This window comes from Dietzia sp. CW19 (genome assembly GCF_014145265.1).
Classification (GTDB): Bacteria; Actinomycetota; Actinomycetes; order Mycobacteriales; family Mycobacteriaceae; genus Dietzia; species Dietzia natronolimnaea.
Genome location: NZ_JAALEE010000199.1, coordinates 1 through 13,618 on the forward strand (window position 1 = coordinate 1; position 13,618 = coordinate 13,618).

Sequence of the window (13,618 nt, forward strand, 5' to 3'; positions counted from 1 at the left end):
CCGGCCGCCGAGACGGCCGAGGGGCCGGCCGCGGAGCCGGGCGCGCCGCGCTCCGGATCGACCCCCACGATCGAGTCCACCAGGGACCCGAGCACCAGGTTCTCGCCGGGCCTGGACTGGAACCGGTGCAGGTTGATCGTTCCGGAGATCAGCGCGACCGAGCGGGGCTCGACCGAGGCGACCCTGAGCATGGGCACGAAGATCCGCCGCCGGGTGGGAAGCTCCACCACCAGTCCGAGGACCCGGGGTTGCTTGTGCCGGGCGCGCATCGTCACCACGACGTCGCGGATCCGCCCGATGTCGTCCCCGTCAGGGCCGATCACCGGCAGTCCGGCTAGCCTGGCGACGAAAGCCTTGTAGAGGTTCGCCATGCGGACCAGGTTAGTCACCGGGTGGTGGATCACGCCCCGCCCGCACCGGACCGGAGGGAGTGCCCGCAGATGACCCCCGCCCAGCACACGGAGCCCGCACCGTCGGAGTCCGCCGCGGCGACGATCGCCGGACTGCGCACCCGTCCCCGGCGCACTGTGCTCGCCGTCCCCGGTAGCAGCGTCAAGATGATCGGCAAGGCCCGCGGGTTGCCGGTGGACGAGGTGTTCCTCGACCTCGAGGACGCCGTCGCGGGCCCGGCCAAGGAACAGGCGCGCGAGAACGTCGTCGAGGCGCTCACCAGCGGTGGCTTCGCCGCGCCGACCGTGGTGGTGAGGGTGAACGCCTGGGACACCGAGTACACCGTCCGGGACGTCACGGAGGTGGTCGGCAGGGCGGGCGCCCACGTCGACGCGCTCCTCCTGCCCAAGGCGCGGTCGGGCGCGGAGGTCCGGGCCCTCGACCTGGTGCTCACCCAGGTGGAGAAGGCGGCGGGCCTGCCCGTCGGGCACATCGGTATCGAGCCCCAGATCGAGGACGCGCTCGGTCTCACCAACATCGACGAGATCGCCACCGCGAGCGCGCGGGTCCTCACGCTGGTGTTCGGTCCCGCGGACTTCATGGCCTCGATCGGCATGCGCACCCTCACCGTCGGGGAGCAGCCGGAGGGGTACGCGCCGGGCGACGCCTACCACCACGTTCTGTTGAGCATCCTCGTCTCCGCACGGGCGCACGGTCTCCAGGCGATCGACGGGCCGTTCCTCAAGGTGCGGGACGTGGAGGGCTTCCGCAGGGCGGCGGCCCGCACCGCGGCACTGGGCTTCGACGGCAAGTGGGTCCTGCATCCCGCCCAGGTGGACGCGGGCAACGAGGTGTTCAGCCCGCGTCAGGACGAGTTCGACAAGGCGGAGGGGATCCTCGCCGCCTACGCCCACTCCACGTCCGAGGAGGGCGGGGCCCGGGGCGCGGTGATGTTCGGTGACGAGATGCTCGACGAGGCCAGCCGTAAGATGGCACTGGTGGTCTCCGCACGGGGGCGGGCAGCGGGGATGACGACGACGGCCGCCCGAGAGACCGATCCGAACGGGTCGACGACGGAAGGATCGATGTGATGACGACTCCGGTGCCCCCGACCACGGGCCGGCGCGGGCAGACGCCCGGGTTGCCCACGCCCCCCACCGGGTGGGTGGTCGGTTCCTACCCCACCTACGCGCAGGCCCAGGCGGCCGTGGACCACCTCGCGGACGAGGAGTTCCCCGTCCACGAGGTGACCATCGTGGGCGTGGACCTCATGCAGGTGGAGCGTGTCACCGGCCGGCTGACCTGGCCCAAGATCCTGCTCGGCGGACTGGCGACCGGCGCGTGGCTCGGACTGTTCGTGGGCCTGCTGGTCGGCATCTTCACCCAGCCGATGTGGGGAGTCGTCCTCACCGGACTGATCGGTGGTTCGGTGTTCGGTGTGGTCTCCGCCTCGCTGTCCTACGCCGCGACACGGGGAAAGCGCGACTTCGCGTCGACCTCCCAGCTGGTCGCCGGACGGTACGACATCCTGTGCGAGCCCGGGAACGCCGAGAAGGTCCGCGACGAACTCGCACGCCTCGGCCTCAAGTGACTCTCCCGGGAGGCCCTTCCGACTCGTCGTCCGTCCTGACCGCGGTCCGCGAGCATCTCATCGCGCATCTCGGCCCCGAGCCGCAGGAGGCGTCGGTGACCTTCCTGGGGGCGGCACCGATCCGGGTCCTGCGCTTCGTGGACATCGAGTCCGGCCTGGTCAGATACGCCTCGCTCGGGTGTTCGGCCGACCCGATGGGGGACCCGTCCGCGCTGGTCCCCGACCCGACCGCGCCGCGGGCCGAACTCTCCCTGGTGTTGCGGGGCGGCGTGGACGGGCTCGTCCGCGCCCTGGCCGTGCTCGCGGCCGCCCCGGCGGTCGAGGGCCTGGTGCTGTCCGAGGGCGCTCTCATCGATCTCGGTGAGCCGCTGTGGCCGGGCGCGGCGTTCACCGCGGTCGTGCTGCGGGCGCCCGAGATCCCCGACGTCGAGGTGGGTGGGGAGTCCGCCCCCGTCAGGATCTTCCGAGCGGTCCCGGTGACGCACACCGAGGCGGCCTGGGTCCGGCTCAAGGGAGCGGGGGAGCTCGAGGACGCGTGGGCGGAGGCCGGGATCGACGTGACCGATCCGGCGCGCCGCGCGGTGAATCCGGGTCTGACCCGCTGACTACAGCCAGCGGTTCCTGCGGAAGAGCAGGAACAGCCCGGTGCACGCGGCGGCCATGACCCCGAGCACCAGGTAGTAGCCGTACTCGGAATGCAGTTCGGGCATGTTGGTGAAGTTCATCCCGTAGATCCCCGCGATCATCGTGGGCACGACCGCGATCGCCACCCACGCGGAGATCCGCCGCATGTCGGTGTTCTGCTGCACCCCGATCATCGCCATGGCCGCGTTGACCAACGAGGTGATCTGCTCGTCGAGGGTCGTGACCTCCGCCGCGACCTGGCTGTGGTGGTCGTGGACGTCGCGGAAGTAGTGCCGGATCTCGGCGGGGATCAGGTCGAGATGCTCGACCGCCAGGCGCCGCAGGGGCAGGGCCAGGGGAGCGATGTCGTGCTTGAGCTCGAGCAGCTCACGCTTGAGCAGGTAGATCTGCTCGATGTCGACACGGGTGCGGGGGGCGAAGACGGCGGTCTCCAGGTCGTCGACGTCCCCACTCATCCCCTCGGCCACCTCGAGGTAGCTGTCCACCACCCGGTCGGCCACGGCGTGCATCACCGTCGACGGCCCCCGGAGCAGCCTCTCGGGCGCGCTCTCGAGCTCCGCGCGGATGTCGGCGAGGCCGGTGAAGTCCCCGTGACGGACGGTCACCACGAAGTCGCGGCCCAGGACCACCATGACCTCACCGGTGGAGACGATGTCGTTGGTCTCGGTGATCGACTCGTGCTCGAGGTACCTGACCGTCGACATGTTGAGGACCAGGGAGTCGTCGTAGGCCTCCAGTTTGGGCCGCTGCCGTCCGCTGGCGGCGTCCTCGGAGATCAGCTCGTGGAGACCGAACTCACTCGCCAGCGCCTCCATCTGGTGCGGATCCGGGGCGTGGAGCCCGACCCACACGAACCCCCGCCCGGCCTCTCGTACGTGCCGGATCGCGGCCCGGTGGGTGAAGCGCCCCGGGACACGGACGCCGTCGACGTAGACACCGCAGTCGACCACCGCGCGTTCGGTGGGAACGGTCAGCCGGGTGCGTGGGGGGAAGGGGGTGGCCGTGTCGCCCCGCCGTCTTCGGATACTCGGCACCAGCGCCCCCTCACTCATCACCATGACACTATCCGGCGCCGGGCCTCGACACGATGGGCGTTAGGGTTCTGCTGGGAGACTGGCGGACAGGTGTCGCACGACCGGGTGCGGACGTGGCGAGGAAGGACGTGGTCGAGTGCGGCGGACGGGGGAGCGGGCCGGGGTACGCGGACTGGCGATCGCCGGGGTTGCGGTGGTGGCACTGACCGGATGCCAGGCGCAGTCGTCGATCGTCCCCGCCCACGAGTCCGATCCGGTCGTGGTGATCGAGACCGCGTCCTTCGGTGAGGCCGAGGTCGTCGGCCACATCTACGGCAACGCCCTGTTGAGATCGGGCTCCCGGGTCACTCTGCGTCCGCAGTCGGGAGACCAGGCCGAGGTCCTCGAGTCGGTGACGACGGGAGACGCCACGTTCACCATCGGGTTCACCGGGGAGTTGCTCCGGGCGTTCGATCCGGGCTCCACCGTGGTCGAGGCCGACGAGGTGTACACCGCGATGATGGCCGCCCTCCCCGAGGGTGTCACCGCAGCCGACCCGGCTCCCGCCGAGGACGCCCCCGTCTACGTGGTGACCCGGCACACCTCGGAGACGCGCGGTCTGCGGACCATGTCCGACCTCGCCGGACGCTGCGGGGAGTTCACACTGGGCGCACGCCAGGAGGCGCTCGCGGACCGTGAGCTCGCCACCGCGGTGGGTGGGACGTACGACTGCGGGTTCGGGCGGAGGGTGGCGCTGGGCCCGAACCCGCGCGCGGTGTTCGACGCACTGCGCGCGGGGGAGATCGGCGTGGGGCTGGTCCAGTCGACCGACCCGGTCCTGGATCCCGACGACATGGTGCCGCTGGACGACGACGAGGACGCCATCCTGGCCCAACACGTCGTCCCGGTGTTCCGCAAGGGCTCACTCTCCGAGGACCAACTCGCCCTGGTCAACCGGATCAGCGGCGAGCTGACCACGGAGGACGTGCGGGAGCTCCTGCTCGGGGTGGAGTTCGGCACCTCCACCCCGACCGATCTCGCCAACTACTGGCTGGACTCGCACGACTACTGAGCCACGGGCGCACGGGACCGGCCCCGGGCGCACGGGACAGGCCCCGGGCGATCGCCGCCGGGGGGCGCGGAGACCCGCGCCTACCCCGTGGCCGCGATCAGGAGAACGCCTCGTCCACGAGCGCCTTCTGCTCGACCGCGTGGACCTTGCTCAGGCCGGTCGACGTGGCGGCCATGGCCCGTCGAGACACCCGCTTGAGCGGCGGGAACTCCGGGATGACCTCCGGCAGGTTGAGTGCGAGGAAGCTCCACGCGCCCTGGTTGGCCGGTTCCTCCTGCACCCACCGGACCTCGGTGAGGTTCGGGTAGTGGCTGAGCGCCTCGCGGAGACGACGGAACGGGATCGGGTGGATCTGTTCCAGCCGGACGATCGCGACGTCGTCGTGGCCTTCCTTCTCCTGCCGTGCCGCCAGCTCGTAGTAGAGCTTGCCCGAGACCAGGAGCATGGTCTTGACCTTCTCCGGGTCCTTGCCACCGTCGACGAAGGTGGGATCGTCGAGCACCGAACGGAACTTGCCCGAGGTGAAGTCGGCGAGGGCGCTGACGGCCTTCTTGTTCCGCAGCATCGACTTGGGGGTGAAGACGATCTGGGGGCGCTTGATGCCGTCGGTGGCGTGGCGACGCATGAGGTGGAAGTAGTTCGCCGGGGTCGACGGTTGCGCGACCGTCATCGACCCCTCCGCGCACAGCTGCAGGAAGCGTTCCATGCGCCCTGAGGTGTGGTCCGGGCCCATGCCCTCGTGGCCGTGCGGCAGGAGCAGGGTGACCGAGGACTTCTGACCCCACTTGGCCTCACCGGAGGAGATGTACTCGTCGATGATGGTCTGGGCACCGTTGACGAAGTCGCCGAACTGCGCCTCCCACAGGACCAGCGCCTCCGGGTCGCCCACGGAGTAGCCGTACTCGAACCCGACACCGGCGTACTCGGTGAGCGCGGAGTTCCACACCTCGAACCGGCCGTCGGCCTCGTCGAGGTTCTGCAGCGGCGAGTAGGGCTCGGCAGTGGTCTTGTCGACCACCACCACGTGCCGCTGCGTGAAGGTGCCGCGCTGCGAGTCCTGGCCGGCCAGGCGAACGGTCCGGCCCTCCATGACGAGCGAACCGATCGCGAGCAGCTCGGCGAACGCCCAGTCGATGTTCCCGTTGTAGGCCATCTTCTGGCGCGCCTCGTAGACCGGCTTGACACGCGAGTGGATGTGGAAGTCCTCGGGCAGGTTGCCGAAGGCGTCGCCGATCGCGTGGATGACCGACTCGTCGACCGCGGTCACCAGACGCTTGGGCAGCGGCTGGTTCGGCAGGATCGACTCGGATGCCTTGACCGGGTGCTTCTCGAGTTCGCGGACCTCGTTGAAGACCCGCTCGAGCTGGCCCTGGAAGTCGCGCAGGGCGTTCTCGGCCTCCTTCTCGGTGATGTCACCGCGACCGACGAGATCGTCGGTGTAGGACTGGCGGACGCTCTTCTTGCCGTCGATCACCTCGTACATCCGGGGCTGCGTCATCGACGGGTCGTCGGCCTCGTTGTGGCCGCGGCGGCGGTAGCAGACGAGGTCGATCACGACGTCCTTCTTGAACTGCTGGCGGAAGTCCATCGCCAACCGCGCCACCCGCACACACGCCTCTGGGTCGTCACCGTTGACGTGGAAGATCGGGGCGCCGATCATCTTGGCGACGTCCGTGGAGTACTGGCTGGACCGACCGGCCTCGGGGGCGGTGGTGAATCCGATCTGGTTGTTGACGACGATGTGGATCGTCCCGCCGGTGCGGTACCCGTCGATCTGGGACAGGTTGAGCGTCTCCGCCACCACCCCCTGGCCGGCGAAGGCCGCGTCACCGTGGAGCATGAGTGGGACGACCGGGTACTCGGCACGCCACTCCGGGTCCTCGATGAGGTCCTGCTTGGCCCGCACGATCCCCTCCAGGACGGGGTCGACGGCCTCGAGGTGCGACGGATTGGCGGTGAGCGAGACCTTGATCTCGTTCTCCCCGAACATCTGGTACTGGATGCCCTCGGCGCCGAGGTGGTACTTGACGTCACCCGAGCCGTGGGCGGCCGAGGGGTCCATGTTGCCCTCGAACTCGGTGAAGATCTGCCGGTAGGGCTTGCCCACGATGTTGGCCAGGACGTTCAGGCGGCCGCGGTGCGGCATGCCGATCACGACCTCGTCGAGCGCGAACTCGGCGGCCTCGTCGATGACCGCATCCATCATCGGGATGACCGATTCGGCGCCCTCCAGGGAGAAGCGCTTCTGTCCGACGTACTTGGTCTGCAGGAAGGTCTCGAACGCCTCCGCCGCGTTGACCTTGGACAGGATGTACTTCTGCTCGGCGACCGTCGGCTTGTCGTCGACACCCTCGAGTCGTTCCTGGATCCACTGGCGTTGTTCGTTCTCGAGGATGTGGGTGTACTCGATACCGATCTTGCGGCAGTACGCCGCGCGCAGCGCAGACAGGACGTCGCGCAGGCGCATCTTGTCCTTGCCGACGAACCCACCCACGGAGAACTTGCGGTCCAGGTCCCAGAGCGTCAACTCGTGGGAGTTGACGTCGAGGTCCGGGTGGAAGGTGCGGCGACGCTTGGCGTGCCGCCCGTCCAGGGGGTCGATATCGGCCATGAGGTGGCCGCGGTCGCGGTAGGCCGCGATCAGCTCGAGGACCCGGGCGTCCTTGTCCACGCGCGGGTCGGTGATGTCCTGACGCCACCGGACGGGCTCGTAGGGGATGCCGAGGACGTCGAAGATCTCGTCGTAGAACTCGTCGGCGAGCAGGAGACGGTGGATCTCGCGGAGGAACTCCCCGGATTCCGCACCCTGGATGATCCGGTGGTCGTAGGTCGAGGTGAGGGTGGTGATCTTGCCGATGGCGTTGTTGGCCAGCTGCTCGTCGCTGGCACCCTGGAATTCGGCCGGGTACTCCATCGCACCGACACCGAGGATCGTGCCCTGCCCCACGGTCAGTCGCGGCACAGAGTGGACGGTGCCGATCCCGCCGGGGTTCGTCAGCGAGATGGTGACCCCCGAGAAGTCCTCCATCGTCAGCTTGCCGATGCGGGCGCGGGAGACGATGTCCTCGTAGGCGTCGAGGAAGCCGCGGAAGGTCAGTTCCTCGCAGTTCCTGATGGCGGCCACGACCAGGGTGCGCCCCGCCTTGGTCTTCATGTCGATCGCCAGGCCGAGGTTGATCCCGTTCGGGGTCACGACGTTGGGCTTGCCGTCGACTTCCTCGAAGTGGTTGTTCATGTTCGGGTAGGACTTGATCGCCTGCACCATCGCGTACCCGATGAGGTGGGTGAAGGAGATCTTGCCGCCGTGCGTCCGCTTGAGGTGGTTGTTGATGACGACGCGGTTGTCGATCATGAGCTTGGCCGGAATCGCACGGACCGAGGTGGCCGTGGGCAACGTCAGCGACGCGTTCATGTTCTTGACGATCGCGTTGGCCGGGCCGCGCAGGACCTTGTTCTCTGCTTCCTCGGGCGGCGTGTACTCGGGCCGGGTGGTCCGCTTGGCGGCGGGTGCCTCCGACGTGCCACGCGAGCTCGGCGTCCGCGCGGGGGCCGGCACACCCCGCCCGCGTGCCTTGCTCTTCGGGGAGCTCTCGGCGGTGGGCTTGGCGGCCACGTCCTCGGCTGACGACTCGGGAGACATGTCCGCGACGGTCAGCTCCGAGGTCTTCTGGGTGTTCGCGTCGGGGGTGGCGTTGTCGCCCCCGGACTTCCCGGAGGAGACCTTCTTGCCGCTCTTGCCGGCACTCTTCTTCTCTCCACCGGTCTTGCCACCACTGGTTTTCCCACCAGTCCGTGCGTCACCCCCGTCCGCAGCCGGACCGGCACCGGACGAGCCGTTCGACGCACTCCGCCCGGTGACGGCCGCGGCCCCGGGGTTCGCGTCGAAGAACTCGTGCCAGGACTTATCCACGGAGGACGGGTCCTTGGAGAACCGCTCGTACATCTCGTCGACGAGCCACTGGTTCTGTCCGAACTGTGAGACGGTGTTGCTCACGATGTTGTGGTGCCTTCCTGATCTGTGGTGGGTTTCACACGCAATGAACCCAGGCTAGACCTTCTGCGCGTTCTCGGCCTTCCGATCTCACCTGACAGGGGGATGCGGTGCGCTCGACGCACGGGGGTCAGGTCGAGGGCCAGCTGTCCGGAGGGGTCCCGAAGGTGGTCGCCGCCGCCTTCACGACGGTCCGACCCAGCCGTCGGTTCCCCCAGCCTCCCACCGCCGCGCCGATGCCCGCGGGGGCGAGCTTGCCCATGGCGAGGGTCGCCCGCTTCACCGCGAACTTCCGGGCGAACCGGGACACCATCCGACGATTGACCTCCTTCAGACCCGGGAGCCCCAGCGACCTTCCGGCGAGCGACCCGCCGGCGGAGGCCCCGCCGCTCGTGCTGACCGCGTTGGCCAGGATCGCGGTGCCCGACGCCCCGAGCATGACGGTCATCACGAGCAGCTCCTCGTGCTCGCCGACCCTCACGTCCACGCCGTGGACCTCCGCGACGGCCAGGGTGTAGAACGCGGCGGCCTCGATGAACACCAGGGACTCGGCGCCGATCGCGCCGAACGCGACGATGGTGCCGACCCCGGGGACGGCCGCCGTGGCGCCCACGGCCGCGCCGGACGCGGTGACGGCGCTCAGGAAGCGGGAGTCGAGCCGGTCGCGGATGCGCGCGGGACTCTCATCCGGATGGTTCTCGCGGAGCTTGCGGACGTAGGCGCGCGCGGCCCCGGCCTGGCTCCGTATCGCCTTCCGGAGGGCCCCTGTGGCGATTCCGGCGAGTGGACCGGAGACGTCGGTGTCGGCGGGGACGCGTTCTGGCACGGGATCTCCTCGAGGGTGGTCACGACAGGGTCGGCTGCCCTTGTCCGTCACTCCACGGTACGGAGGATCACGGGGTCCCGCCTCCTACGGGAGGACCTGTTCGGTGTACTGGTTCGCGAAGACCCGGTCCGGGTCCAGTCGGTCCCGCACGGCGACGAAATCGTCGAAGTGTCGGATGGTGTCGGACAGGTCGGCGGCGGTCCGGGTGTGCATCTTCCCCCAGTGGGGTCGACCGTCCGCGGCGAGGAAGATCTCCTCGGCCGATCGGAAGAGCTCGGTGTGGTCCATCAGGTGGAACTGGTGGACCGCGATGTAGCAGACGTCCCGCTGGTGGGCGGTCGACATCCACACGTCGTCCGCGGCGGCGAACCGCACCTCGACGGGGAACGGCGTGACGATGCCGGAGCGGTCGATCATGTCCCGGAGGTCCCTCACCACGGCCGCGGCCGCGGCCACCGGCACCGCGTACTCCATCTCGCGGAAGCGGACCCGTCGTGAGGAGGCGAAGACCCGGTAGCTGCGATCGGTGTGCGCGCGGGCCGACATCGCCCGGGCCGCGAGGCGGTTGATCCGGGGTGTCAGCGAGGGCCGACGGGCGGCCGTCCGGCACAACGCACCGAACGCCTCGTTGGCCAGGAACTCCTCGCCCACGAGCTCGCGGAACCTGCCCAGGGGCTGCAGCTCGGTGTCGCCCGGAAGCCGGGTGTGGCGTTTGACGGTCACGGCGTCGGTGTGGGGGAACCAGAAGAACTCCGCGTGGTCGGCCGAGCCCGCGAAGCCCTCGAGATCGGCGAGCGCGGCGGTCAGGGTCCACGGGTGTTCCTCGGCGCTCAGCGCGAACGCCGGCACGCAGTGGATCGTCATCTTGGTGATGATCCCGATCGCACCGATCCCGAGTCGCGCCGCCTCGAACACCTCAGGATTCGTCTCGCGGGAACAGTTCAGGACGGAACCGTCGGCGGCGACGAGCTGCAGACCGACGACGGTGGCCGGCAGGCCGACAGCGTGCCGACCCGTGCCGTGGGTCCCCGTCGACACCGCGCCGGCGAGCGACTGTTCCGCGAAATCCCCGAGATTCGGTTGCGCGAGTCCCAGGTCCCACAGAAGAGGGCCGAGCCGGTGCAGTCGCGTGCCCGCCCAGACGGTCACGTCAGCCCCGTCGACGTGCCCGTCGGGGGCGCGGGTCGGGACGATCGACTCGATCCCCGTCAGGTCGTCGAGTGAGATCAGGACCCCGTCCGTCGCCGCGGCCGGGGTGAAGGAATGTCCGGCGCCCACGCACTTGACCCGGGTGCCCCGGTCGGCGGCGGTGCGCACGATGTCCGTGACCTCCGCGACGGTCGTGGGGTCGCACCGGCCGGACGGCGAGGCGATGACGTTTCCGGCCCAGTTCTGCCACGGTGTGGTCGAGGTCGTCATGGCTGCCGAGATTACCCCCCGCTTCACCGTCGAAGGGGGGCAACCTGGACGACAGACCTGACCGCGGGGCGGTGCCCTGTGCGATCCGGGGACGAAGTGTGCCCGCCGCAGGGTCGTCGTCGTACCATGGACGGGTGACCAGACGCCTCCCATCCGATCAGCGCAGAGCGCAGCTCCTCCGGGCCGCCCTGGAGATCGCCGAACATGACGGGTTGGGCGCGGTGACCGTCCGCGGCGTCGCGGAGCGGGCCGGCGTCTCCCTCGGTGTCGTCCACTACTGCTACACGGATAAGGAAGAGCTCCTCCGTGAGGTGATCGGTGCGGTCAACTCGGAGGTGCACCAGGCGGCACGGGCGTTCATCAACGTCGACTTCGACTCCGGCGCCATGGGCAGGGAGGGGCTGCGACGGAGGTTGTACGAGGCCATCGACCTGATCTGGGCCGTCATCTCCGCTTCTCCCGACCGGCAGCTCCTCACCTACGAGATCGTCTCCTACTCGCTGCGTACGTACGGGACACCCGAGATCGGCCTGGCCCGCCACCAGCAGGAGTCCAACGAGGAGATCATCCGCTCGGTGCTCGGGCGGACCGCCCAGTCCGCGGGTATGCGCTGGGGTATGGGCCTCGACGACATGGTCCGTGTCGTGGAGGCCACGGTCGCGGGCATCGGTCTGCGCTGGCAGATCTGCCGGGACGACGACGAGGCGATCGCCCTTCTCCACCGGGCGGTCGACCTCGTGGTGGCGGACGCGCATCCGCTCGACGGTGAGTAGGCCGGTGTCCGGACCCGGCACCGACGCCGTGGACGCCGTGGACACGGCCACCGCCGGACTGGACGCGCCGCTCGCCGCGCTGCACCTGCCCACCCTGCGGGCGAACCTGGCCGACCTGCGGCGACGAGCAGGCGGGACGCGGATCCGGATCGCCAGCAAGTCCGTCAGGTCGCGCGGGGTGCTCGAGGAGGTCCTCGGTCCGGGGCTCCGGGGTGACGACTCGGTACGCGGCATCATGGCCTATTCGCTCACCGAGGCCCTGTGGCTCGTGGACGCGGGGTGCGACGACGTCCTGCTCGGGTACCCCACGGTCGACCGCGCGGCGCTCGCGCGACTGGGGGCGGATCCGGCCGCGCTCGACGCGGTGACCCTGATGGTCGACGACGAACGCCAGCTGGAGATCGCCCGCGAGTCGGGTGCCGGTGGGGCGAGGGTGTGCGTCGACGTGGACGCCTCGCTCCGGTTCGGACCCCTCCACCTGGGCGTCAGGCGGTCCCCGCTCCGGGGCCCCGCCGACGTCGAGCCGCTGGTCCGTCGAGCCGTGGCCTCGGGCTTCCGGGTGGTCGGTGTGATGTTCTACGAGGCGCAGGTCGCCGGCGTCCCCGACGACGTCAGGGGTATCGGCGTGGTCAAGGCGCTGTCGATGCGCCGTCTGCTCGGGATCCGGGGGGCCGTCGCCGGAGTGGTCGCCGACGTCACCGGGGAGCGACCCGAGATCGTCAACTCGGGTGGCTCCGGTTCGATCGCCGAGAGCGCCGCGGATCCCGCCGTCACCGAGGTGACCGCCGGGTCGGGTCTCTTCGTCCCCGGGTTGTTCGACCGCTACCGCTCGTTCACACCGCGACCCTCGCTGTTCTTCGCCCTGCCGGCGGTCCGGACCCCGGCCCCCGGCCTCACGACCTTCCTCTACGGGGGGTACGTGGCCTCCGGGGTGCCGGGGCCGGATCGGCTGCCCGTCCCCGCCCGCCCCACGGGGTTGCGGTACCTGGGCAGGGAGGGCGCCGGAGAGGTGCAGACCCCCGTGCGAGGGGAGGTGGCGATAGGCGACCGCGCCTGGTGGCGCCACGCGAAGGCGGGAGAGGTCTGCGAGCGGTTCGACACGCTCCACGTGGTGGACGAGACTGCACAGGGACCAGCGGTGGTGGATCGCTGGCCCACCTACCGTGGGGAAGGGATGTGCTTCGGATGACGGACACCGTGCCGATGACCGACGAGATGCGGGAACTCCTGCACTCCGAGGCCGTCTCGATCACAGCTGACCTGGTGTCCATCGACTCGACCAACACCGGCGACCCCGCCACGATCGGCGACGGTGAGACCCGCGTGTGCCGACGTATCGCGGAGTACCTGGACGAGGTGGGGATCCCGAGCGAGTTGGTGGAGTCCGTGCCCGGTCGCGGAAGTCTGTTCGCCCGTGTCGACGGGTCGGACCCGGCCGCCGGCGGACTGGTCGTGCACGGGCACGTCGACGTGGTCCCCGCGGTCGCAGAGGACTGGTCGGTCCCGCCGTTCGCGGGTGAGATCCACGACGGCTGGCTCTACGGCCGTGGAACCGTGGACATGAAGAACATGATCGGCATGATGCTCGCCGTCGTGCGCCACTACCGCCGTGAGGGCATCGTCCCGCGCAGACCCCTGTTGCTCGCCTTCTTCGCCGACGAGGAAGCCGCCGGGACGATGGGGGCGCGGTGGGTGGTGCGGGAACGTCCCGACATCTTCGACGGCATGACCCACGCACTCAGCGAGGTCGGGGGGTGGTCCGTACCGGTGGCGGGTCGGCGGCTCTACCCGATCGCGGTCGCGGAGAAGGGCGTCGCCTGGGCGCGGGTGAGCGCGAAGGGGGCCGCGGCCCACGCGTCCCGCCCGACCTCGGACAACGCGGTCGCGGCGATCGCGGG

12 protein-coding genes are annotated in these 13,618 nt (G+C 69.8%); 7 read left to right on the forward strand and 5 right to left on the reverse strand.

Annotation, left to right across the window (positions count from 1 at the left end):
• Positions 1-371, reverse strand: a 371-nt coding sequence (locus G6021_RS06735) for a PRC-barrel domain-containing protein (protein WP_182640908.1), incomplete at its 3' end; no start/stop codon positions are given.
• A gap of 69 nt (positions 372-440) precedes the next feature.
• On the opposite strand from G6021_RS06735, the gene G6021_RS06740 reads away from it, so the two are divergent.
• The 3 genes from G6021_RS06740 to G6021_RS06750 are packed head-to-tail and all read left to right on the forward strand — an operon-like array spanning position 441 to position 2,586.
• Positions 441-1,481 carry a CoA ester lyase gene (locus tag G6021_RS06740; protein WP_182610450.1) on the forward strand — a complete coding sequence of 347 codons (1,041 nt, stop codon included), beginning with the start codon at positions 441-443 and terminating at the stop codon, positions 1,479-1,481.
• Positions 1,481-1,981, forward strand: a complete 501-nt coding sequence (locus G6021_RS06745) for a general stress protein (protein ID WP_182610451.1) — start codon at positions 1,481-1,483, stop codon at positions 1,979-1,981. Before G6021_RS06740 ends, G6021_RS06745 begins: the two co-directional genes overlap by 1 nt.
• Positions 1,978-2,586 (forward strand): suppressor of fused domain protein, encoded by a 609-nt coding sequence (locus tag G6021_RS06750; RefSeq protein ID WP_304814553.1) that lies wholly within the window; start codon positions 1,978-1,980, stop codon positions 2,584-2,586. The genes G6021_RS06745 and G6021_RS06750 overlap by 4 nt, the downstream gene beginning before the upstream one ends.
• Here the strand turns inward: G6021_RS06750 and G6021_RS06755 are convergent, their stop codons facing one another.
• The gene (locus G6021_RS06755) at positions 2,587-3,678 is read right to left on the reverse strand and encodes a magnesium and cobalt transport protein CorA (RefSeq protein WP_182640909.1); all 1,092 of its coding nucleotides are present in this window, start codon (positions 3,676-3,678) and stop codon (positions 2,587-2,589) included.
• Positions 3,679-3,856: 178 nt separating this feature from the next.
• On the opposite strand from G6021_RS06755, the gene G6021_RS06760 reads away from it, so the two are divergent.
• Positions 3,857-4,711: a glycine betaine ABC transporter substrate-binding protein gene (locus G6021_RS06760; RefSeq protein ID WP_347238345.1), complete on the forward strand. Its 855-nt coding sequence runs from the start codon at positions 3,857-3,859 to the stop codon at positions 4,709-4,711.
• A 97-nt stretch (positions 4,712-4,808) separates the two neighbouring features.
• On the opposite strand, the gene G6021_RS06765 is transcribed toward G6021_RS06760, so the two are convergent.
• From G6021_RS06765 to G6021_RS06775, 3 genes are all read right to left on the reverse strand, one after another.
• Entirely contained in the window at positions 4,809-8,705 is a 3,897-nt protein-coding gene (locus G6021_RS06765) for a multifunctional oxoglutarate decarboxylase/oxoglutarate dehydrogenase thiamine pyrophosphate-binding subunit/dihydrolipoyllysine-residue succinyltransferase subunit (RefSeq protein ID WP_182640910.1), read from the reverse strand.
• Between the two features lie 127 nt (positions 8,706-8,832).
• Positions 8,833-9,528 (reverse strand): hypothetical protein, encoded by a 696-nt coding sequence (locus G6021_RS06770; protein ID WP_179525576.1) that lies wholly within the window; start codon positions 9,526-9,528, stop codon positions 8,833-8,835.
• An 84-nt stretch (positions 9,529-9,612) separates the two neighbouring features.
• A complete protein-coding gene (locus G6021_RS06775) occupies positions 9,613-10,947 on the reverse strand; it encodes a D-arabinono-1,4-lactone oxidase (RefSeq protein ID WP_182640911.1) in 1,335 nt (444 codons plus the stop codon).
• A 134-nt stretch (positions 10,948-11,081) separates the two neighbouring features.
• On the opposite strand from G6021_RS06775, the gene G6021_RS06780 reads away from it, so the two are divergent.
• The 3 genes from G6021_RS06780 to G6021_RS06790 form a co-directional block, all read left to right on the forward strand.
• Positions 11,082-11,720 (forward strand): TetR/AcrR family transcriptional regulator, encoded by a 639-nt coding sequence (locus G6021_RS06780; protein WP_179525574.1) that lies wholly within the window; start codon positions 11,082-11,084, stop codon positions 11,718-11,720.
• A gap of 4 nt (positions 11,721-11,724) precedes the next feature.
• Positions 11,725-12,909: an alanine racemase gene (locus tag G6021_RS06785; protein ID WP_179525573.1), complete on the forward strand. Its 1,185-nt coding sequence runs from the start codon at positions 11,725-11,727 to the stop codon at positions 12,907-12,909.
• Positions 12,906-13,618 (forward strand): M20/M25/M40 family metallo-hydrolase (locus G6021_RS06790; RefSeq protein WP_182640912.1); only part of this gene is annotated, 713 nt, incomplete at its 3' end. The genes G6021_RS06785 and G6021_RS06790, both read left to right, overlap by 4 nt.

Bases quoted from the DNA above. Each gene is read 5' to 3' on its own strand.
- G6021_RS06740 (WP_182610450.1), top strand. From the start codon at position 441: ATGACCCCCGCCCAGCACACGGAGCCCGCACCGTCGGAGTCCGCCGCG.
- G6021_RS06745 (WP_182610451.1), top strand. From the start codon at position 1,481: ATGACGACTCCGGTGCCCCCGACCACGGGCCGGCGCGGGCAGACGCCC.
- G6021_RS06755 (WP_182640909.1), bottom strand. From the start codon at position 3,678: ATGAGTGAGGGGGCGCTGGTGCCGAGTATCCGAAGACGGCGGGGCGAC.
- G6021_RS06775 (WP_182640911.1), bottom strand. From the start codon at position 10,947: ATGACGACCTCGACCACACCGTGGCAGAACTGGGCCGGAAACGTCATC.